Consider the following 22,165-nt stretch of genomic DNA (forward strand, 5'->3'; position numbering starts at 1 on the left):
GGCGCGGCGCGCCCGCGGGGCCGCGCGCACAATACACCCCCCCCCCCCCCCCCCGCGCCCCCCCCCCCCCCCCCCGCCGCCCCCCCCCCCCCCGCGGGGCCCCCCCCCCCCCCCCGCGTTCCCGGGGGCGGATATCAGAGTGGTCTCGGCTTTCCGTAGTCGGCCGTACGCGCTCGGTGGCGGTCATAGGCTCATGGCCCGCGCGCAGAGGCTCCGCGCGCCCATCCCTTCCGTGCCCGGCCGAATGAGGTCCGTTGTCCGACGTACGCTCCGGGACCGCCGGCGAGAACGCCCTGCGGGTCCAGCAGATCTTCCGTTACCTCGCGGAGGCGGGGGAGAGCAGGGTCAAACCCGTGCGCACCCTCGACCAGGTCCGGCACCTGGAATGGCTGGGCGAGCTCCCGCAGGGCCGGCCCGAGGTCCGGAGCTTCCTGGACGCACCCCTGGACGGCGACGAGCCCCGCTGGCTCACCGTCGCCCGGCCCGAGCACCACGGCCGCCCCGCACCGGGCGCCCTCCTGCGGCCCTGGCTGGCCGAGGACGAACCGGCCGACCGGCCGCCGGCCGCACCGCCCGCGCTGCGCGACAGCGCCGAGGCCGAGGACCGCACACCCGCCCCGGACGGCGCGGCCCGGACCGAACGCCGCATTGTCCGGCGCCAGGACTCCCCGGACTGCGACCGGATCGAGGAGGAGTACCGCACCTGGTCGACCGCCTGGCAGGAGTGGGCCCGGCGCCGCGAGGAGAGCGCGCCGCAGCGCCGCCTCTACGGATCGCTGTTCCGCATCCACGAGGACGCCACCGCACTCGGCGAGAGCTTCGAACTGGTCCTGGGGTTCGGCCTGTTGACCTGGACGGCGGCCGGTGAGCCGATCCGGCGGCACCTGCTGACCACCCGCGCCGTCCTCGAACTCGACCAGCAGACCGGCACCCTGACCCTCGCCCCGGCGGCCGACAGCGCCGGACTGGTGCTTGAAGAGGGCATGCTGGACGCCGGCCAGAAGATCCGCAGCGAGCACCGCGAGGTCATCCGCGGCCTGCTCGACGAGGCCGGCGGCGTCACCGGCCCGGACGGTGTCGAGTACGTCCACCAGGCCCTCGGTGCCTGGGTCAACGCCGCCCACGAGAGCGGGAGCTACCTGCGCGGCGCGGCCCCGCAGCGGGCCGCCGGGACCGCCTCGCCGACGGTCGCCTTCGCCCCCGCCCTGCTGCTGCGCGAGCGCAGCCGCCGCACCGGCATCGAGTCGCTGCACGGCATAGCCCGGGCCCTGGAGCAGGGCACCGAACCCACCGAGCTGCTCCGCTTCATCGCCGGCGACGAACGCACCGCCCCCGCCGCCGCGGACACACCTGCGGACGGGAGCGCGGTCCCGGCGCCGCCCGCCGAGACGTACTTCTCGCTGCCGTCCAACGAGGAGCAGCGCACCATCGCCGAGCGGCTGCGCGACAGCCGGCTGGTCGTCGTCCAGGGCCCGCCCGGCACCGGCAAGACGCACACCATCGCCAACCTGGTCACCGACCTGCTGGCGCACGGGCAGCGGGTGCTGATCACCAGTCACACCGCCCGCGCCCTGAAGGTGCTGAAGGACAAACTGCCGCGCAGCATCCGGGAACTGTGCGTCAGCCGCACCGACGAGGGCCTGGCCGCCCAGCAGGAGCTGCGCGGCTCGGTCTCGGCGATCCTGGAGCGGCAGGGCGGCTACGACCGCCGCGACTACGAGCGGCGGATCGCCGCGACCGAACGCCGGCTGCACGCCGCACGCGAGGCCCGGGCGCGGGCCCTGGCGGAACTGCGGGCACTGCGCGAGCAGGAGACCTACCGGCACCCCGCCGGCGTCGGCGACTACTGCGGCACCCTGCAGGAGATCGCCCGGCGGCTCGCCGAGGACCGGGCGGCGCTCGGCTGGCTCGGCGCCGTCCCCACCGAGCAGCCGCAGCTCGACAAGGCCGCGGCCTTTGCCCTGCTCACCGCGTCCCGCGCCTACCGCGGGGCCGACCGTGCGGCCGTCGCCGCGGTCGAGGCGCTGCCCGGCGAGAGCGAACTGCCGGCTCCGGCCGCGTTCGCCCGCGCCGTCGCCGCCGTCGAGGCGGCCGAGGACGGACTGGCACGGCAGCGCGACGACGAGCAGGCCCAGCGGCTCGACGCCCTGGTCGCCCAGCTCGACGGGCCCGCCCAGGAGGCCGTGGCCGGCGCCCTCGCCGCGTACCGCGCCGCGGTGACCGGCGCCGGGGCCCGGCTCCCCGACTGGGCGGCGGCCCTGTACGCCGAGGCTCTGACCGGCGAGCAGTGGCAGTTGCGGGCCCGCCACGAGCAGACCGGGCGCGCCCTCGCCGCCGCCCGGGCCGCCGCCGACGCCCTGGGGGACACCCTGGTCACCGGCCTCGACGGCCACGATCTGCAGACCGCGCTCGGCCTGGCCGGCACGCTCGCGGACGGCCTCGGCCGCGGCGAGCGGCTGCGCGGCCCGCTCGGCACCCGGAGCAGGCTGCGCAAGGCCGTCGGCGGCTTCCCGGAGACCGTGCGGGTCAACGGTGCACCCGCCGACCGGGCCCCGGCCGCCGAGCTGGTCCGGCAGCGGATCGAGCTGGAACGGCACCTCCAGCAGGTGGAGCTGGACTGGAACGGCGTGGCCGAGGCCTGGCAGTCCGCTCCCCGCCGGCTGGCCGCGCTGGAGGCCGACGGCGCCGTCCTGCAGCGCCTGGTCGAGCTCTGCGACCGCCGCGGCGACCTGCTCGCCGCGCTTGCCGCCGTCCCCGGGCTGGTCGTCGAGGCCTGGCACCGGCCGGAGACCTGCGCCACCGTCGGCGATCTGCTCGCCGCCCGGGCCGCGCTGCGCGCCGCCGAGCAGCCGCGCGCCCTGCTCGCGGACGCCGAACGCACCCTGCTGGCCTGGGCGGACCGCCCGGACGGCGCCCCCGCGCTGCTGGGCCCGATGCTGGCGGCGGTCACCGCGCGGGACGTCGCGGGCTACGAGCGGCTCGGCCGCGAACTCGCCGTGCTGCGCGGCTGCCTGGAGCGCAAGACCGCGTACCGGCAGGCCCGCGGACCGGTCGCCGCGGTGCTGCCCAAGCTGGCGCAGCGGCTGGCGGACACCCCGGACCTCGCCGAATGGGACGTCCGGCTCGCCGAGTTCGAGCAGGCCTGGGCCTGGTCCGCCTGGTCGGCCCGGATGCGCGAACTCACCGACCCGGCCGCCGAGGAGAAGCAGCGGGCGCTGCTCGCCGAGGCGGACGCCACGATCCGGATCGCCCTGGAGAAACTGGCCGCCGACCGCTCCTGGCACGGCTGCCTGGAACGCCTCACCGACACCGAGGCGGTCGCCCTGGCCTCCTACCAGCAGAGCGTCGGCCGGCTGGGCAAGGGCACCGGGCGGTACGCGCACCGCTACCGGGCGCAGGCGGCCGAGAGCCTGCGCGAGTGCCAGGGCGCCGTGCCCGCCTGGATCATGCCGTTCTACCAGGTCACCGCGACCGTGCCGATGGACGTGCCCGGCCGCTTCGACGTGGTGATCATCGACGAGGCCAGCCAGTCCGGTCCGGAGGCGATGCTGCTGGCCTGGCTCGGCCGCAAGATCGTGGTGGTCGGCGACGACAAGCAGGTCAGCCCCGCCAACGTCGGCATCGACCACGAGCAGCTCTTCCAGCTCCAGAACCGGATGCTGGACGCCCTGCCCGCCGTCCGCCGCAACCTCTTCGGCCCCACCGCGAGCTTCTTCGACATCGCCTCGGTGCTCGCCGGCGGCCGCGGCCGCCTGATGCTCCAGGAGCACTTCCGGTGCATGCCGGAGATCATCGGGTTCTCCAACGAACTCGCCTACCACGGAAGGCTGCAGCCGCTGCGCCAGTACGGTGCGGACCGGCTGCCGCCGATCCGCACGGTGTACGTCCCGGAGGGCTTCGTCGAGGGCTCCGGACAGCGCCAGGTCAACGTGCCGGAGGCGGAGCGGCTGGTCGAGCAGCTGGCCGCCTGCTGCGCGGACCCGGCCTACCAGGACCGCAGCATGGGCGTGATCACCATGCTCGGCGCCGCGCAGCGCCGGCTCATCGAGGACCTGCTCGCCGAACGGCTGCCGATGGACGAGTGGCAGCGCCGCCGGATCAGGGTCGGCGACGCCGAGGACTTCCAGGGCGACGAGCGCGACGTGGTGTTCATCGCGATGGTGGTGAGCCCGACCGGTCCGGACGGGCCGCGCCGGATCGGCGCGTTCAGCGGCGAGTCGTACCAGCAGCGGATCAACGTCGCGGCCTCCCGCGCCCGGGACCAGGTCTGGCTGTTCCACAGCTTCGCCCCGACCGAGCTCGGTCCGACCGACCTGCGCCGCCGGTACCTCGACCACTGCACCCGGCCCGCCGAGGAGCAGGACGGGCTCGGCCTGGACGGGGTGCAGCCGGACGTGCCGCACGAGGCCTTCGACAGCCTCTTCGAGCAGCGGGTGTTCCTCGCGCTCCGCGACCGCGGCTTCCGGGTGCGCCCGCAGTACCCGGCGGGCCGCTACCGGATCGACCTGGTGGTCGAGGGCGGCACCCGGCGCCTCGCGGTGGAGTGCGACGGCGACGCCTTCCACAACGAGGAGAACGCCGACGCGGACGCCGCACGCCAGCGCGAACTGGAGCGGGTCGGCTGGACGTTCGTACGGATCAGGGGCAGTCGGTTCTTCCTCGACCCGGACCGTGCGCTGCGCCCGCTGTGGAAGGAGCTCGACGCCCTGGGGATCACCCCGGTGCGCCCGGCCGCCGGGCCCGCCGTACGGCCGGCGCCGACCGCGGTCCGGGCCGTGCCGTCCCCGGCCCCCGGTGCTGCGGGTGTCGACGGGGCCGAGGGCGGGCAGCCCGGCGCCGGTCCGGGAGCGTTCCCGGTCTCGGCGGTGTCGGAGGCGTCCCACCGCCGGGCCCGGCAGGAGCTGGACGCCCTGGCCGAAGGGCCGCCGGACGGGACCGAGTCCGAGCCGGACCGGCAGCGCCGGGAGGGCCGCCGGGACTTCCTGCGGGCGTATCTCGCGCACGTCGTCCCCGAGCCGCGGCCCGGCGGCCCGGGCGTGGTGGTGCCGGGCAGCGTGGTGGGCCTGGAGTACGAGGGCGGCGACGGGGTGGTGCGGTGCGCGGTGGCGGCGCTGCCCGTCGAGGGGGCCGAACGGATCTCCCCGGACACGCCGTTGGGGCGGGCGCTGCTCTGGGCCGAGGTGGGTGAGCACGTCTCGTACACCACCGGGACGGGAGCGGCGGCGCAGGCCGTGGTGCGCTTCGTGGAGGACTGAGGACGGACCGGGCCCGGGTCCGGTCCGCCACCCCTCCCGCTATCTGAGTACATGTCAGATTGCTTGTGCAGTACGGCGGTTGGGAATATCACGGCGCGGGTGCGATTGTCCCGGAGGCGGTGTCCGGCCCCTCCGGGTGCGCTACGCTGCGGGCGCAGGCGGGGGGAGCCGTGCCGGACGACCGGCCGATTCCGAGCCCCCTTCCGCCGTCATTCCTGCCGCCGCGCCCGACCGGTCCGCCACCGGTCCACTGATCGCCGCCGGCCGAATCGAGAAGGAGCGGTGTTCATGGTCGTCGGCGTGCTGCTCGACCGGGCCGAGATCGCCGGAGGCCTGCAGCGGGCCGCAGCCCGGCCCGGCCTGGCGGGCCGCCGCGACGAACTGGAGGCGCTCGCCCGCGCCCTGGAGGGCCACGGCGACCCGGGGCCCTGGGCCGAGCTCGACCTGCTGCACGCCTTCGTCCGCCCGGAGAGCGTGCCCGCGGCCGGCCTGCCCGTCCGCGAGGCGCGCGCCTGGGCGCTGGTAGAGGTGGGCATCGGCGCCCTGGTGTTCGTGCCGCTGCTGGTCACCTGGTTCGGTCTGATGCGGGCCACCAGCGCCTACCAGGCCCTCATCGGCACCGACGCGAGCCAGGCGGGGCGGCCCTTCCTCCAGCTCTGGCAGACCGGCTTCGACGGCCGGCTCGGCGGCTGGGCGACCTTCGGGCACGTGGCCGCCGGGGCCAGCGCCGTCATCGCCCTGCTGCTCGTGCTCTCCCTCGTGCACGGGCTGCGCCGGGCCGCGGTGGCCCGCCGCGAGGCCGAGGCCGCCCGCGCGGGGGAGGAGCTGCTGGCCGAGCTCGCCCCGCTGCTGACCCGGGCGCAGGCCGCGCTGCACGACCACCGGCGCGCCTCGCCGCAGCGCTTCGCCGCCGAACTCACCGGCGCCGCACAGACCCTGGCCCGGCTGCTCGACGAGGCAGCCGACACCCAGCGCGACCTCTCCCGGGCCGCCGACACGGTACGGACCGCGGTGGCCGCCGCGGACGGCCAACTCGCCGCGGTGAAGGCTTCGGTGGACCCGCTGCGGACGGCCGTGGACGGGGTGGAGCGGGCCGCCGGACGGGTCGAGCAGGCGGTCGCCGCGGGCGCCGACCGGCTGGTGGAGACGGTGCGCGACGCCTCGACCGCCACCGACGGCCTGGTCGACCGCGGCGGACGCCGGATGACCGACGCCGCCGAGGCCGTGCGCACCTCCACCGAAGGGGTCAGCGCCGAACTGGCCGCCGCGGCCCTGCGGGTGGAGGAATCCGTCCTGGAACTCGCCGCCGCGCAGCGCGGCTTCACCACCGGCACCGAACTGGCCGCGGACGTCACCGGACGGATGGTGCAACGCCTCGACGACGTCGTCCTGCGCGTCGCCGCACTCGGCGACCACGTCGCACGGGCCGCCGACGCGGCGCTCGCCGCCGCCCGCCACGCGGACGACGCCTCCCGCGGGGTCGCCGCCGAGGTGGCCGGCCTCCTCGCCGGCGCCGCGACAGCCGCGACAGCCGCGCCGTCGGCCGGACCGGACACCCGCACGCCCGCCCCGGACACCGCCGAGGCCCGCGAGCACCCCGGCGCACCCGCGGCAGCGCCCGGCACCTCGACCCTCGACCTCACCCCGGCACCCGCCCGGCAGGCGTCCCGGTGAGGCGCCGCACCGCGCAGCGGCGGCCGGCACCGACCGGACTGCCACTGGCCGGCTGGCTCTTCGCCGACATGCTGCTCGTCCTCGCGCTGGTCGCGATGGGCGACCAGGGCGACCCGCTCGCCGCCGCCGGCACCGCCGGACCCGCCGCGGGCCCCTCGGCGAGCGCCACCGGGCAGAGCCCGAGCCCCGCACCGTCGCCGAGCAGCACCGGCCCGCGCGGCGTCGAGCACGACCCGGTGGTCATCCAGGTCTCCGGCGACGGGGACCGGGCCGCCGACCAGGTCCGCGCCGAGACCGAGCCGTACCGCGACCGGCAGGCGGCGGTCGTCCTCACCTTCGGCAGCAACCGCGACCCGGCGGCCGGGCAGGCCTACGCGCACACCGTGAACGCCGTGCTGGACCGGGCCCGGCCCGAGATGTTCCACGACACCACCACGCGGGACTTCATCTCGCTGGAGGACAACCCCGGGCACGCGTCACTGGAGATCTACTTCTACACCCGCTGAGAACCCCTGGAGACACCGCAGTGCAGATCCTCCCCTTCTACATGGTGTGCGACGAGTCGGGATCGATGGCCGCCGACATCGACGTCCTCAACGACGCCCTGGTCGCCCTCCACCACGAGATCAGCACCAACCCGACGATCGCCGACAAGGCGCGCTTCTCCCTGATCGGATTCTCCAGCGACGCCAAGGAGTTGCAGCCGCTGGTCGACCTCGGCGAGATCAGTGAGCTGCCCAAGCTGGAGGCCGGCGGCTTCACCTCCTTCGGCTGCGCGTTCGAGGTGCTGCGCCAGGCCGTCGAACGGGATGTGCCCGCCCTCAAGGCCGAGGGCCACGACGTCTACCGGCCGGTGGTGTTCTTCCTCTCCGACGGCGTGCCCACCGACTCGGACTGGGAGATCGCCTACGACAACCTGCTCGGCTCCGCCTACCGTCCGCACGTCATCGCCTTCGGCATCGGCACCGCGGACAAGGGCGTCATCAGCCACGTCGCCACCTTCAAGGCGTTCATGCAGCGCGACGACAGCGTCGGCCCGGCCGAGGCCCTCAAGGAATTCGCCGGCAGCCTCACCCGCTCCATCGTCCGGTCGGTCAGCGGGGCCAGGGCCGGCGCCGGCATGAGCCTGCAGGTCGACGACACCGTGCCCGGCTTCACCAGCGTCTCCCTCGACAAGCTCTGAACGGGACGGACCGCCGGATGAACGAGGAACACTCCCACGGCTCGGTCTACCGGGACCCGTACGACGGGCTGCCCGGGGACTTCCTCCCGCCGGTGCGCACCCAGCACTGGAACGACCTGCCGCTGCGCGAGGAACCGCCCGACCGGCCGGGGTACGGGCCGCCCGCCGTGTCGGAGGCCACCGTGCTGCTCCCCGCCCCGGAGCACGCCTACCTCCCGCCCGGCGCGCGACCGCACGGGGTGGTGCTCGCCAAGACCCAGCCGCCGCACCGGCCCGAGCCCGCGGTCCGGCTCCCCCAGCCGCCCGAGGCCCCGGGCCCCGCACCGCACACCGGCCGCCGGGCACCCGCCTACGCCCCCGAACCGGGGCCGCTCACCGACGCCGGGCCCGACCCCTTCGGCACCCAGGTCCCGGACACCGTCGTCGACGGCGGCACGGTCGGCGCGGCGACCGTCCGGGCCGCGTCCGTGCGCGGCGACGCCCACCGCTACCACCGCGAGCACCGCCAGGACACCGTGCTCCTCGCCGGAATCGGCGAACTCGCCCTGCTGGTGGCGGCCGACGGCGTCGGGTCCGCCAGGTTCGCCCACCGCGGGTCGGCCGGCGCCTGCCGACTGCTGGCCGGCGCACTGCGGCCGAACGCCGAACTGCTCGCCGCCGCCCTCGCCGCCGGCGACCGCGACGGCTTCAACCACATCGCCGGCATGGCACTCGGCCGGGTGGCCGAACGCCTCGCCGACGAGGCCGCGAACGCCGGCCACGCACCCGCCGACTACGCCACCACCCTGCGGGCCCTGCTGGTCCCCACCGACCCGCAGGTGCACGCCCGCGGCTTCTTCGCGGTCGGCGACGGCGGCCTGTTCCGGCTGCGGGCCGGCGCCTGGGCCTCGCTCGACGGCGCCCCCGGCGCCGGACCCGTCCTGGACACCAGCACCGAGGCCCTGCCGGTCAACCCCGGCATGCCGCGGATCCGGCTGATCACCGACGGCGCCCCCGGCGACGTCCTGGTGCTCTGCACCGACGGCCTCGCCGGACCGCTCGCCAGGGAGCGCGACGTGCAGCGCTTCCTCGCCGAGCAGTGGGGCCGCGGCAGCGTCCCCGGCCTCGCCGAGTTCCTCTGGCAGGCCCAGATCAGGGCCCGGACGTACGACGACGACCGCACCGCGGTCTGCCTCTGGGAGGGAGCGCCGTGAGCGCGGCCGTGGCGTCCGCCGTCGCCGGCGGGAGCGACGCCGACCGGGCAGCCCTGGTGCTCGACGGCATCGTCGGCGCCGGCGGCCAGGGCCGCATCCACCGCCTCGCGGGCGGCTCCGGGCTGCTGTTCAAGGAGTACCTCGACCCGGCCGGGGTCGACGCCGGCGCGCTGGCCGACCTGGTGGCGCTGCGCCGCGCACTGGGCGAGACCGAGCGCCGCGCCCTCGACCACCGCACCGCCTGGCCGCTGTGCCGGGTGGTCGCCGAGGGCCGCTGCGCGGGCTTCCTGATGCACGCGGCGCCCGACACCATGCGCTGGCGGACGGCCGCCGGCGCCTTCCGGCTCACCGAACTGCAGTACCTGCTCCACCCCGTGAAGCCCGCGACCGGCGGCGTCGTCCGCCCGGACCCCGCCCAGCGCCTGGATCTCGTCCGGCTCACCGTCCACCTGATCGCCGACCTGCACCGCTACGGCCTGGTGATCGGCGACCTGTCGCAGGCCAACATCCTGTGGACGGTCGCCCCCGAACCCGCGGTCTTCCTGCTGGACTGCGACGGCATCCGGCGGGCCGGCGCCCACCCCGTCCTGGACCAGGCCGACACCCCCGACTGGGGCGACCCGCTCTCCCCGTACGGCAGCCACGCCACCGTGGACAGCGACCGCTACAAGGCCGCCCTGGTCGTCGGCCGGGTCCTCGCCCAGGACGCCTACCTCGCGCCCGGCGCACCGCTCGACCTCCTGCCCGGCATCCTGACCGACCGCCAGACGGCGGCGGTGCGAAGGCTCTGGCAGCAGGCCGCCGGCGCCTACGGCACCCGGCCCGACCTCGCCGCCTGGGCCGGCGCACTCGACGGGCGCGACGTCATCCGGCTGCCCGCCCTCGCCCCGCCGCAGCGCCGCCCGGTCGACGAGAGCCTCTTCGAACGCCGCAGCGCCCGCGGAACGATCCGGCTGCGGCCGCCGCGGGGCCGGCCCGGCCCGGGAAATCCGCTCGCGGCCCCGCCACCCGCACCGTAACGTCGGCGGGCGTGAGCAGCACCCGGCCCCTGATCGCCGTCCTGACCGGCGCGGGCATCTCCACCGACTCCGGCATCCCCGACTACCGCGGCCCGAAGGGCCTGTGGCAGCGCGACCCCGCCGCCCAGGACCTGGTCACCATCGGCCCCTACCTCGCCGACCCCGACATCCGGCGGCGCTCCTGGCTGCTGCGCCGCGACGTCGGCGCGGCCGCCGCCGAACCCAACCCGGGCCACCTCGCCCTCGTCGACCTGGAGCGCAGCGGCCTGCCCGTGCGGGTGCTGACGCAGAACGTCGACGGCCTTCACCAGCGCTCCGGCCTCCCCGACCGCAAGGTGTTCGAACTCCACGGCACCGCCCAGCGCGTGCAGTGCGTGCGCTGCCGCGTCCGCACCCCGATGAGCGAGGCCCTGGACCGGGTCGCCGCCGGCGAACCCGACCCCGCCTGCCTCGCCTGCGGCGGCGTCCTCAAGCCCTGCACCGTCATGTTCGGCGAGAACCTCGACCCGGTCGTCCTCGGCCGCGCCGAGGCCGTCGCCAACAACTGCGACCTCTTCCTCGCCGTCGGCACCCTGCTCCAGGTCCACCCGGCCGCCGGACTCGTCCGGCTCGCCCTCGACGCCGGCGCCCGACTGGTGATCGTCAACGCCGAGCCGACCCCGTACGACGACGAGGCCGCCGAGGTCATCCGCGAACCCATCTCCACCGCACTGCCCGCCCTCGTCCGCCGGATCATCGCCGCCAGCCGGGACTGACCCCCGCTCGGGGCGCCGCGTAGCATGGCAGCGCCCCGAGCAGCAGGGAGAACCGCCCATGGCCGCAGCCTTCGACCCGTGGTCGCCCGCCTTCGTCGCCCACCCGTACGAGGCCTACGCCGAACTGCGGGAGAAGGCCCCCGTCCACTACTACGAGCCCAGCGGCCAGTGGCTGGTCTCCCGCCACGCCGACGTCTCCGCCCTGCTGCGCGACCGGCGGCTCGGCCGCACCTACACCCACCGCTTCACCCACCAGGAGTTCGGCCGCCCGGAGCCCGACCCCGCCCACGAGCCGTTCCACACCCTCAACGACCACGGCCTGCTCGACCTGGAGGCCCCCGACCACACCAGGATCCGCCGCCTGGTCGCCAAGGCCTTCACCCCGCGCATGGTCGAGTCGCTGCGCCCCACCGTCGCCCGGCTCGCCGACGACCTGGTCACCGGCCTGCTCGCGGACGGCGGCGGCGACCTGATCGCCCGCGTCGCCGAACCGCTCCCCGTCGCCGTCATCGCCGAGATGCTCGGCGTCCCCGAGAGTGACCGCCACCTGCTGCGCCCCTGGTCCGCCGACATCACCGGCATGTTCGAACTCAACCCCGGCGAGGAGACCGCGCAGCGCGCCGTCCGCGCCAGCACCGAGTTCTCCGACTACCTGCGCGCCCTCATCCGCACCCGCCGCACCGACCCCGGCGACGACCTCATCAGCGCGCTCGCCCTGGTCAGCGAGGACGGCGACGTGCTCAGCGAGCAGGAGACCGTCTCCACCTGCGTCCTGCTGCTCAACGCCGGACACGAGGCCACCGTCAACACCACCGGCAACGGCTGGTGGGCGCTCTTCCGCAACCCCGGCGAACTCGCCAGGCTCCGCGCCTCGGTGGACGAACTCCTGCCCACCGCCGTCGAGGAACTGATGCGCTGGGACACCCCGCTCCAGATGTTCGAACGCTGGGTCCTGGACGACATCGAGGTGGCCGGCACCACCGTCCCCCGCGGCGCCGAGATCGCCCTGCTCTTCGGCTCCGCCAACCGCGACCCCGCCCGCTTCACCGACCCCGACCGGCTCGACGTCGCCCGCACCGACAACCCGCACATCACCTTCGGCGCCGGAATTCACTTCTGCCTCGGCGCACCGCTCGCCAGAATGGAACTCACCGAGTCCTACGGAGCCCTGCTGCGCCGCGCACCCGGCCTGCGGCTCGTCCGCGAGCCCGCCTGGCGGCCCGGCTACGTCATCCGCGGACTCGACAGCCTGCACGTCGAGATCTGAGGAGGGGGCCGTGGGCGCGGCGACCGGGGCACTGCTGGGCCTGGCCATCGGCGACGCCCTCGGCCACCCCACGGAGTTCGAGGAGATCGAGCACATCGCGGCGTACTGCCCCGAGTGGCGCGAACTGCCCCTCCCCGAACCGGCCCTGGTCACCGACGACACCCAGATGACACTGGCCCTGGCCCGCGGCCTGCGCACCGCCCTGGAGCGCGGCCCGCTCACCCCGCTGCGCCTGGAACGGCCGCTGCGCGAGGAGTTCGTCGACTGGTGGCGCTCCCCGTCCAACAACCGCGCCCCCGGGCAGACCTGCCTCCGCTCCTGCTGGCGCCTCAGCAGGACCGAACGCCGCTGGCAGGAGGCGAGCGACACCGGCTCCAAGGGCTGCGGCGCCAACATGCGGGTCGCCCCGCTCGGCCTGGTCCGCGACCTGACCCTGCGCCAGATGTCCGGCGCCGCCCAGCTCCAGTCCGGACTCACCCACGGCCACCCGACCGCCCTCGCCGCCAGCGACCTCACCGCGTACACCGTCCGACTCCTCGCCGACGGCACCCAGCCCGCCGAACTCCCCGCCCGGCTGCGGCAGTACGCCCACGACAACCGCACCCGCTACGACGAGTTCTGGCTCGGCGACCTCGCCGCCCACGCCCAGGACCGCACCCCGGAGTCGTTCATCACCCGCGGCTGGGACGAGTGCCTGTTCGTCCTCGACCGCCTCGACGCCGCCCTCGCCCGGGTCTCCGCCGACGCCGACCCCTGCGAGATCACCGGCCAGGGCTGGATCGCCGAAGAGGCCTTCGCCACCGCCCTGCTGTGCTTTCTCCTGCTCCCCGACGACCCCGTCGCCGCGGTCCGCCGCGCCGCCTACTCCAGCGGCGACTCCGACTCCATCGCCTGCCTCACCGGCGCCTTCGCCGGCGCCCGGCACGGCGCGGCCGCCTGGCCCGCCGCCTGGACCGACCGCATCGAGTACCGCGACGAACTCCTCGCCCTCGGCGCCCTCTGGGACTGACCGCCGCTCACCCGGCGGCGGGCAGCACCCCCGCCGCCCGGGCCTCCGCCAGCCACGGCCCGAACCCCTCCAGCAGCCGGTCGTACAGCTCGCCGTCCGCGACCCGGCGCGGATCGCCGCCCGCCGGGAAGAAGCCCGCGTTGTCGACCGGCCGGTGCTGCGGCGCCGGGAGTTCGTCCAGGCGGTGCAGGAAGGCGAACTCGGTGTCACCCGGATCGCCGAACCCGACGAACTGCCAGAACATCGGCAACTCGGCCGCCATGCACAGCAGCTCCTTCGCCGCACCGCGCGAGGTCGGCCCACCGTCCGTCTGGAACACCACCAGCGCCGGATCGGAGGCACCCGACATCAGGTAGTGCCGGATCACCGCCTTCATCGCCAGGTGGTAGTTGGTCCGACCCATGTGCCCCAGCGCCTCGTGCAGTTCGGCCACCCGGCCCCGGTAGCCGTCCAGTGACAGCTCCGCCACCCCGTCCACCGCCGTGGAGAAGAACACCACCGGCACCCGGCCGTCGTCGTCCAGGTGCGCCGACAGCGCCAGCACCTGCTCCGCGAAGTGCTGCACCGTACCGTCCCGGTAGAACGGCCGCATCGACCCCGACCGGTCCAGCACCAGGTACACCGCGGCCCGCACCCCCGCCAGACCGGCCCGTGCGACCCCGCCCCGCGCGCTCTTGTACAGGCTCACCAGCCCCGGCGCCCGCGCCGCCACCGCCTCCTCGGCCACCCCCGGCCCGCCGCCCCCGCTCACGCCGACACCGGGTACCGGTCGCCGAGCGCCGCCCGGTCGCCCGCCGCGGCCGCCACCAGGTCGTCCGCCACCTGCAGCAGCACCTCCCGGCCCTCCACCCCGCCCGTCCACTCGGCCGGCAGCGCCCCCAGACCGTACGCCGCCCCGACCAGGTTGCCGCAGACCGCACCCGTCGAGTCACTGTCCCCGGAGTGGTTCACCGACAGCAGCAGCGCCTCCCGCGGACCGGCCGCCAGCGCGCAGTACACCGCGATCGCCAGGCACTCCTCCGCGATCCAGCCCAGCCCGACCCGCTCCACCGCCTCCGCCGACGGGGCACCCTCACCGGCCACCCGCACCGCCCGGCGCAGCGCCGCCACCGTCTCCCCGCCGCCCGGCTGCGCCGCCGTCTGATCGATCACCGCGTCCACCGCCGCCGGCAGCGGCACCCCGGCCGCCACCCGCTCCACCAGCGCCGCGAACGCACCCGCCGCCAGATACCCGGTCGGATGCCCGTGGGTCAGCTGCGCACACTCCGCGGCGAGCCGGAACGCCCCGTCCGCACCCAGCCCCAGCAGGCCGAACGGCGCCGAGCGCATCACCGTGCCGCAGCCCTTGGAATTCGGGTTCACCGGCCCTGCCGTCCCGAACGGCGCCGCCGGCGTGTACCGCGGATACCCCGCGATGCCGCTCACACAGGCGTTGCCCGGCGCCCGCGACGCGTACAGGAACTCCCGGCCCAGCAGCCAGCCGTCCGGCTCCCGCCCCGGTCCCGGCAGACGCTGCGTCAGCAGCCACCGCCGGTACGCCGCGTGCACCGCCGCAGGGGTCCCGCCCCGCAGCAGCCCCTCCGCCGTGAACAGCGTCATCTGGGTGTCGTCGGTGACCTGGTCGCCCTCCGCCCCGGACCGGCCCGGCAGCCCGGTCACCCCCGCCGGGCCGAACCGCGCCCGGATCTCGTCCAGCCGGTGGAACTCCACCGGCCAGCCCAGCGCATCCCCGACCGCCCCGCCCAGCAGCGCACCGCGCACCCGGTCCCGGTACTCCTCCACAGCCCCGCCCCTCCCGTCCGCCCGGCCTCAGCGCCGGATCTCACCCGCCCCGCCGTTCAGCGCCGCACGGTCCGCGGCGGCCCGGCCGGCCACCCAGCCCTCACCGTCGCTCACCCGCACCCGCTGCGACACCAGCTTCGGGAACATCCTGCCCACCGTGTCGTCCACCGCCTGCTCCCGGGCCGCCAGCGCCGGCAGCAACCGCTCGTCGGGCACCGACACCTCCGCCGTGCCGTCCTCCCGCAGATGCCGCCCGGCCGCCGCGTCCGCGGTCACCCGCTCGGTCGCCTCGGCCAGGCGCTCCCGGATCCGCGCAGCGTAGGAGACCAGGAACGACTGCCGGAAGGCCTTCGTCCGCGGCGCCCCGTCCTGGTGCCGCCGGCTGCCCGCCCGGTTCATCGCCGCCGTCGCCTGCACCAGCAGCGAGGTGTACAGCAGCTCCACCGCGTCCAGGTCGGCGTCGAACCCGACGATCGTGCAGAAACCGAACTCCTTCGCCCACACCACCTTGCACCGGTTCGCCGCCGCCACCGCGTCCAGCAGCATCGCCTTCGGGCTCTCGTACGGCTGGTCGACACCGATCCGCAGCGCCGCGGGGGAGTCCTTCGCCGGGGCACCCGCCGCCAGCAGCGCCTCGTCGATCGAGTGCTGGGCCATCAGCTGCTGGGCCTTCGCGGTCAGCGCCTCGGCCTCCTCCGGGAAATCCGTCGACTCGGCCTTCGCCAGCAGCGCCCGGATCCGGCCGAGCATCCGCGGCTCACCGGCCACCCGCACGTTCGCCGCCACCGCCGACCGCCCGGGGACGGGGCCGACCGGCGCGATCGGCGGCAGCACCGACCACGCCCGGAGCAGCTCCAGCGCCGCGGTCGCCAGCGCGAACCGGTCCAGCCGGTGCCGGTCCGCGAACGCCGCCAGATACCCGTCGTCGCCCTGCCACCACACCTCGGCGGCCAGCTCCCGCAGCTGCTCCAGCCAGCGCCGGTCGAGCGCCGCCGCCGGATGCCGCCGGCCCTCCGCCGCGATCAGGTCCACCGCCAGCGCCAGATGGACCGGCCCCAGCGCGCGGCGCACCACGCGCACCAGGTCGGCCGGGCGCCACCCGGCCGACCACAGCCGGCCGACCGTCCGATCGGAGTGGCCCAGCAGGGCCCGGCTCACCGCCGGCCAGCGCTCCGCGGAGGCCGCCAGCAGCGAGGCACCGCCGTCCAGCGCCCGGTCCAGCCCGTCCGCCCCGGCCGCCACGACCTGCTGCACCGCCTGCGCCAGCAGCTCGTCGACCGCGGAACCCTCCCCGTCCCTGCCGCTGCGCCTGCCCACCGTGCTCTCCAACCCTCGCCGTCCGAACCCCGTCCATGATGCCGCAGGGCCCGGCGGACGGATTCGCGCGTCGCATCCGGGCAACTACTCGCGGCGCCCGGTCGTCCTGCATCCTGTAGGCACGAGTGCGCGCGAGGCGCGCGGGGGCGTCGGGAGGTGGCCGGGATGGCCGTTCAGCCGTGGGGGCAGCAGCCCAACCAGCCGCAGCACCCGTACGGCGCGCAGCCGTGGCAGCCGGCCCCGTCGCCGCAGTCCGCGATGCGGGCCGCGCACGCCGACCGGGAGCGGACGGTGGACGTGCTGAAGGCGGCGTACGCGGAGGGCCGGCTGACGGCCGAGGAGTACTCGCAGCGCTTCGACGCCGCGCACCGGGCGCAGACCTACGGTCAGCTCGCCCACCTGGTCTCGGACCTGCCGTCCGGTCCGATGCCGACCCCGCAGGTCGCGCCGGCGGTGGCCGTGCCGCAGACCTTCCTGCCGCCGCCGGTGGTGTACGCGCCGCCGCGCACCAACGGCATGGCGATCGCCTCGCTGGTGCTGGGGCTGCTCTGCCTGCCGAGCGCCGGGATGTTCGGCATCCCGGCGGTGGTGACCGGCCACCTCGCCAAGCGCCAGATGCGCGAGACCCGCGAGGACGGCGACGGCATGGCCACCGCCGGGCTGGTGATCGGCTGGCTGTCCATCGGCGGCTGGGCGCTGATCTTCCTGCTCGGGGTCCTGTCGATGGCGGCCGGCGGCTGACCCGGGCCGGTCCGCGCGGCGCTCCGTGCGCCGTCCGCGGGGTGTCCCGAGCGGCGGGACGGCGGGTCCGCCGAGTGGCAGGCCTGCCTGCCGTGTGGTAAGACGGCCGGAGGTGTCCGGGCCGTTGCGGTGGTTCCGCGCCATCCCGGGTGAGCTGCGGTGTTGCATTTGTTTTGACCGCCGCCGATGCGCTAGGTACGCTCTGATCCGTGCCTGGGGTGTCCCCGGGTCCTTGTGCGTGCCAGCAGACCGGCTGCCGTGCAGAGCGCTGATCCCGCTCTCGCCGTCCGAGCGCCGACGCTGTCCTTAGCTCATGGGATTCCGTGATTCCTCCGCCAGGAGGCTCAACACACCCGACCGCGTGGGTCGGAGCGTTGGGGTCGCCACAGGTTAGTTTTACGCAGCCTTGGCACACAGAAAACGGAGAAACGGTGCCTACGATCCAGCAGCTGGTCCGAAAGGGCCGGCAGGACAAGGTCGAGAAGAACAAGACGCCCGCCCTGAAGGGCTCGCCGCAGCGTCGTGGCGTCTGCACGCGTGTGTACACGACCACCCCGAAGAAGCCGAACTCGGCGCTTCGTAAGGTCGCCCGTGTGCGCCTCACCAGCGGGATCGAGGTCACCGCTTACATCCCGGGCGAGGGCCACAACCTGCAGGAGCACTCCATCGTGCTGGTCCGCGGTGGTCGTGTGAAGGACCTTCCTGGTGTCCGCTACAAGATCATCCGCGGCTCGCTTGACACCCAGGGTGTCAAGAACCGCAAGCAGGCCCGCAGCCGCTACGGCGCCAAGAAGGAGAAGTAAGAATGCCTCGTAAGGGCCCCGCCCCGAAGCGCCCGGTCATCATCGACCCGGTTTACGGCTCCCCGCTGGTGACCTCGCTGGTCAACAAGATCCTGCTGCACGGCAAGCGCTCCACCGCCGAGCGCATCGTGTACGGCGCCCTCGAGGGCGTCCGCGAGAAGACCGGCGCCGACCCGGTGGTCGCGCTCAAGCGCGCCCTGGAGAACGTCAAGCCGACCCTCGAGGTCAAGTCCCGCCGTGTCGGTGGCGCCACCTACCAGGTGCCGGTCGAGGTCAAGCCCGGCCGCGCCAACACCCTCGCGCTGCGCTGGCTGGTCGGCTACTCCCGCGCCCGTCGCGAGAAGACCATGACCGAGCGTCTGCTCAACGAGATCCTGGACGCCAGCAACGGTCTGGGCGCCTCCGTGAAGCGCCGCGAGGACACCCACAAGATGGCCGAGTCCAACAAGGCCTTCGCGCACTACCGCTGGTAGTCCCAACCCCGTCACTAGACAGAGAGAGAACGAGCCACCATGGCTGCAACCTCCCTTGACCTCGCCAAGGTCCGCAACATCGGGATCATGGCGCACATCGACGCGGGCAAGACCACCACCACCGAGCGGATCCTGTTCTACACCGGTGTCTCGTACAAGATCGGTGAGGTCCACGATGGCGCTGCCACCATGGACTGGATGGAGCAGGAGCAGGAGCGCGGCATCACCATCACGTCGGCCGCGACGACCTGTCACTGGACGCTCGACGGCGTTGACAACACCATCAACATCATCGACACCCCGGGCCACGTCGACTTCACCGTCGAGGTGGAGCGCTCGCTGCGCGTGCTCGACGGTGGCGTGACGGTGTTCGACGGCGTCGCCGGCGTCGAGCCCCAGTCCGAGACCGTGTGGCGGCAGGCTGACCGCTACGGTGTCCCGCGCATCTGCTTCATCAACAAGCTGGACCGCACGGGCGCCGACTTCTACTTCTGCGTGCAGACCATCGTGGACCGCCTCGGCGCCACCCCGCTGGTCATGCAGCTCCCGATCGGCGCGGAGTCCGACTTCGTCGGCGTCGTCGACCTGGTGAAGATGAAGGCCCTGGTCTGGTCGCCCGAGGCGACCAAGGGCGAGATGTACGACATCGTCGACATCCCGGCCGACCTCGCCGACAAGGCTGCCGAGTACCGCGAGCAGCTGATCGACACCGTGTCGAACATCAGCGACGAGGTGATGGAGCTCGCCCTCGAGGGCGAGGACATCCCCGAGGAGCTGCTGGTCGCCGCGATCCGCAAGGGCACCCTGGACTCGTCCTTCACGCCGATCTTCTGCGGCTCCGCGTTCAAGAACAAGGGCGTCCAGCCCCTGCTCGACGCGGTCGTGAAGTACCTGCCGTCGCCGCTCGACATCGAGGGCATCGAGGGCACCAAGCCGGGCAACGACGAGGAGAAGATCGTCCGCCAGGCTTCGGACGACGAGCCCCTCGCCGCCCTGGCGTTCAAGATCATGTCTGACCCGCACCTGGGCAAGCTCACCTTCGTCCGCGTGTACTCCGGCCGCCTGGAGTCCGGCACCTCGGTGCTGAACTCCGTCAAGGGCAAGAAGGAGCGCATCGGCAAGATCTACCGCATGCACGCGAACAAGCGTTAGGAGATCGACGCGGTGGGCGCCGGCGACATCATCGCCGTCATGGGCCTGAAGCAGACCACCACCGGTGAGACGCTGTCCGACGAGAAGCAGCCGGTCATCCTGGAGTCCATGGACTTCCCGGCCCCGGTCATCCGCGTCGCGATCGAGCCCAAGTCCAAGGGTGACCAGGAGAAGCTGGGTGTCGCCATCCAGCGTCTCGCCGAGGAGGACCCGTCCTTCCAGGTCAACACGGACGAGGAGACCGGCCAGACCATCATCGCGGGTATGGGCGAGCTGCACCTCGAGGTGCTCGTCGACCGTATGCGCCGTGAGTTCAAGGTCGAGGCCAACGTCGGCAAGCCGCAGGTCGCGTACCGCGAGACGATCCGCAAGGCCGTCGAGCGCATCGACTACACGCACAAGAAGCAGACCGGTGGTTCGGGTCAGTTCGCGAAGATCCAGATCGCGATCGAGCCGCTGGAGTCCGGCGAGGGCTACGAGTTCGTCAACAAGGTCACCGGTGGCCGCGTGCCGAAGGAGTACATCCCCTCGGTCGACGCCGGTTGCCAGGAGGCCATGGAGTTCGGTGTCCTCGCGGGCTACCCCCTCCAGGGTGTCCGTGTGACCCTGCTCGACGGTGCCTCGCACGACGTCGACTCGTCCGAGCTCGCCTTCAAGATCGCCGGTTCCATGGCGTTCAAGGAGGGTGCTCGCAAGGCCGGCCCGGCTCTGCTCGAGCCGATGATGGCCGTCGAGGTCACCACGCCCGAGGACTACATGGGCGACGTGATCGGCGACATCAACTCCCGCCGTGGCCAGATCCGGGCCATGGAGGAGCGTCACGGTGCGCGCGTCGTCAAGGCGCTCGTGCCGCTCTCCGAGATGTTCGGCTACGTCGGTGACCTGCGCAGCAAGACCTCTGGTCGCGCAAGCTACTCGATGCAGTTCGACTCGTACGCCGAGGTTCCGCGGAACGTGGCGGACGACATCATCGCCAAGGCCAAGGGCGAGTAAGTCCTGACAATCAGGACTTACCCGAACCCTTAGGCTAGAAGGAGGCAACCCGGGGGGAATCCCCACGGATTTCCCCCGGGAGCCTCCCGGCACCCCACCCGCGGGACGGCATGGGGCGCAACCAGCGCCCCGTTCCCAACCCGATCAAAGACCAACTGACGTCGTACGGCGTACAGAACTGTCCTCAGGAGGACTGCAGTGGCGAAGGCGAAGTTCGAGCGGACGAAGCCCCACGTCAACATCGGCACCATCGGTCACATCGACCACGGTAAGACCACGCTGACCGCGGCCATCACCAAGGTGCTGCACGACGCGTACCCGGACATCAACCCCTTCACGCCGTTCGACCAGATCGACAAGGCGCCGGAGGAGCGGCAGCGCGGTATCACCATCTCCATCGCGCACGTCGAGTACCAGACCGAGGCGCGTCACTACGCCCACGTCGACTGCCCGGGTCACGCGGACTACATCAAGAACATGATCACCGGTGCGGCCCAGATGGACGGTGCGATCCTCGTCGTCGCCGCCACCGACGGCCCGATGCCGCAGACCAAGGAGCACGTCCTCCTGGCCCGCCAGGTCGGCGTCCCCTACATCGTCGTCGCCCTGAACAAGGCCGACATGGTGGACGACGAGGAGATCCTGGAGCTCGTCGAGCTCGAGGTCCGTGAGCTCCTCTCCGAGTACGAGTTCCCGGGCGACGACCTGCCGGTCGTGCGCGTCTCGGCGCTCAAGGCGCTCGAGGGCGACAAGGAGTGGGGCGAGAAGCTCCTCGGCCTCATGCACGCCGTCGACGAGTCGATCCCGACCCCGGCCCGTGCCACCGAGCTCCCGTTCCTGATGCCGATCGAGGACGTCTTCACGATCACCGGTCGTGGCACCGTCGTCACCGGTCGCATCGAGCGCGGTGTCCTCAAGGTCAACGAGACCGTCGACATCATCGGCATCAAGACCACCAAGACCACCACCACGGTCACCGGTATCGAGATGTTCCGCAAGCTGCTCGACGAGGGCCAGGCCGGTGAGAACGTCGGTCTGCTCCTCCGTGGCATCAAGCGCGAGGACGTCGAGCGCGGCCAGGTCATCATCAAGCCGGGTTCGGTCACGCCGCACACCGACTTCGAGGCCCAGGCCTACATCCTGTCGAAGGACGAGGGTGGCCGTCACACCCCGTTCTTCAACAACTACCGCCCGCAGTTCTACTTCCGTACCACGGACGTGACCGGCGTCGTGACCCTCCCCGAGGGCACCGAGATGGTCATGCCGGGCGACAACACCGCCATGACCGTCGCGCTGATCCAGCCCGTCGCCATGGAGGAGGGCCTCAAGTTCGCCATCCGTGAGGGTGGCCGCACCGTCGGCGCCGGCCAGGTCACCAAGATCGTCAAGTGACGATCTGACCCTGGTCTGCCGCAGGCAGGCTCGCCGCAAGGCAACCGAGAGGGGGCGGCCCCCCCGGGCCCGGCGGCGGGGGGGGGGGGGCCGCGCCCGCGGGGCCCCGGCCGGGCGCCCCGGGGCGACCCCCCCGGGGGTGGCCCCGCAGCGCGCC

At 73.9% G+C, this 22,165-nt stretch carries 16 protein-coding genes and 1 pseudogene; 14 read left to right on the top strand and 3 right to left on the bottom strand.

Features of this window, described 5'->3' with window-relative positions:
* Positions 1-254: 254 nt before the first annotated feature.
* The 9 genes from ACFV0G_RS06725 to ACFV0G_RS06765 all read left to right on the top strand — a co-directional run bounded on the left by ACFV0G_RS06725 (position 255) and on the right by ACFV0G_RS06765 (position 13,355).
* Positions 255-5,255, top strand: coding sequence for an AAA domain-containing protein (locus tag ACFV0G_RS06725; protein ID WP_380542704.1), 5,001 nt, complete (start codon positions 255-257; stop codon positions 5,253-5,255).
* 288 nt (positions 5,256-5,543) lie between these two features.
* The gene (locus ACFV0G_RS06730) at positions 5,544-6,929 is read left to right on the top strand and encodes a methyl-accepting chemotaxis protein (RefSeq protein WP_380542707.1); all 1,386 of its coding nucleotides are present in this window, start codon (positions 5,544-5,546) and stop codon (positions 6,927-6,929) included.
* Complete coding sequence (locus tag ACFV0G_RS06735; protein ID WP_380542710.1) at positions 6,926-7,435, top strand: hypothetical protein; 510 nt, start codon at positions 6,926-6,928, stop codon at positions 7,433-7,435. The genes ACFV0G_RS06730 and ACFV0G_RS06735 overlap by 4 nt, the downstream gene beginning before the upstream one ends.
* A gap of 20 nt (positions 7,436-7,455) precedes the next feature.
* Entirely contained in the window at positions 7,456-8,112 is a 657-nt protein-coding gene (locus ACFV0G_RS06740; RefSeq protein WP_380542713.1) for a VWA domain-containing protein, read from the top strand.
* A gap of 17 nt (positions 8,113-8,129) precedes the next feature.
* A complete protein-coding gene (locus tag ACFV0G_RS06745; RefSeq protein WP_380542716.1) occupies positions 8,130-9,305 on the top strand; it encodes a protein phosphatase 2C domain-containing protein in 1,176 nt (391 codons plus the stop codon).
* Positions 9,302-10,324 carry a hypothetical protein gene (locus ACFV0G_RS06750; protein ID WP_380542719.1) on the top strand — a complete coding sequence of 341 codons (1,023 nt, stop codon included), beginning with the start codon at positions 9,302-9,304 and terminating at the stop codon, positions 10,322-10,324. The genes ACFV0G_RS06745 and ACFV0G_RS06750 overlap by 4 nt, the downstream gene beginning before the upstream one ends.
* An 11-nt stretch (positions 10,325-10,335) precedes the next feature.
* Complete coding sequence (locus ACFV0G_RS06755) at positions 10,336-11,079, top strand: NAD-dependent deacetylase (RefSeq protein ID WP_380542722.1); 744 nt, start codon at positions 10,336-10,338, stop codon at positions 11,077-11,079.
* A gap of 58 nt (positions 11,080-11,137) precedes the next feature.
* Entirely contained in the window at positions 11,138-12,346 is a 1,209-nt protein-coding gene (locus ACFV0G_RS06760) for a cytochrome P450 (protein WP_380542725.1), read from the top strand.
* A 10-nt stretch (positions 12,347-12,356) separates the two neighbouring features.
* Positions 12,357-13,355: an ADP-ribosylglycohydrolase family protein gene (locus tag ACFV0G_RS06765; protein WP_380542728.1), complete on the top strand. Its 999-nt coding sequence runs from the start codon at positions 12,357-12,359 to the stop codon at positions 13,353-13,355.
* Between the two features lie 7 nt (positions 13,356-13,362).
* Here ACFV0G_RS06765 and ACFV0G_RS06770 read toward each other — a convergent pair whose 3' ends face one another.
* The 3 genes from ACFV0G_RS06770 to ACFV0G_RS06780 are packed head-to-tail and all read right to left on the bottom strand — an operon-like array spanning position 13,363 to position 16,454.
* Entirely contained in the window at positions 13,363-14,106 is a 744-nt protein-coding gene (locus ACFV0G_RS06770; protein ID WP_380542731.1) for a VWA domain-containing protein, read from the bottom strand.
* Entirely contained in the window at positions 14,103-15,137 is a 1,035-nt protein-coding gene (locus tag ACFV0G_RS06775) for an ADP-ribosylglycohydrolase family protein (protein WP_380542734.1), read from the bottom strand. The genes ACFV0G_RS06770 and ACFV0G_RS06775 overlap by 4 nt, the downstream gene beginning before the upstream one ends.
* Positions 15,138-15,164: 27 nt before the next feature.
* Positions 15,165-16,454, bottom strand: a complete 1,290-nt coding sequence (locus ACFV0G_RS06780; RefSeq protein WP_380542737.1) for a DUF2786 domain-containing protein — start codon at positions 16,452-16,454, stop codon at positions 15,165-15,167.
* A 165-nt stretch (positions 16,455-16,619) separates the two neighbouring features.
* On the opposite strand from ACFV0G_RS06780, the gene ACFV0G_RS06785 reads away from it, so the two are divergent.
* The 5 genes and pseudogenes from ACFV0G_RS06785 (at position 16,620) to tuf (ending at position 22,008) form a co-directional block, all read left to right on the top strand.
* Positions 16,620-17,195: a DUF1707 and DUF4190 domain-containing protein gene (locus ACFV0G_RS06785; RefSeq protein ID WP_380542740.1), complete on the top strand. Its 576-nt coding sequence runs from the start codon at positions 16,620-16,622 to the stop codon at positions 17,193-17,195.
* Positions 17,196-17,626: 431 nt separating this feature from the next.
* On the top strand, positions 17,627-17,998 hold the full coding sequence (gene rpsL, locus ACFV0G_RS06790) for a 30S ribosomal protein S12 (RefSeq protein ID WP_014144289.1): 372 nt from the start codon (positions 17,627-17,629) through the stop codon (positions 17,996-17,998).
* A gap of 2 nt (positions 17,999-18,000) precedes the next feature.
* Complete coding sequence (rpsG, locus tag ACFV0G_RS06795; protein ID WP_030263556.1) at positions 18,001-18,471, top strand: 30S ribosomal protein S7; 471 nt, start codon at positions 18,001-18,003, stop codon at positions 18,469-18,471.
* A 39-nt stretch (positions 18,472-18,510) separates the two neighbouring features.
* A pseudogene (gene fusA / locus ACFV0G_RS06800) lies at positions 18,511-20,616 on the top strand (elongation factor G).
* A gap of 198 nt (positions 20,617-20,814) precedes the next feature.
* On the top strand, positions 20,815-22,008 hold the full coding sequence (gene tuf, locus ACFV0G_RS06805; protein ID WP_030263551.1) for an elongation factor Tu: 1,194 nt from the start codon (positions 20,815-20,817) through the stop codon (positions 22,006-22,008).
* Positions 22,009-22,165: the final 157 nt, after the last annotated feature.

The organism is Kitasatospora sp. NPDC059571 (assembly GCF_042735675.1).
Taxonomy (GTDB): domain Bacteria; phylum Actinomycetota; class Actinomycetes; order Streptomycetales; family Streptomycetaceae; genus Kitasatospora.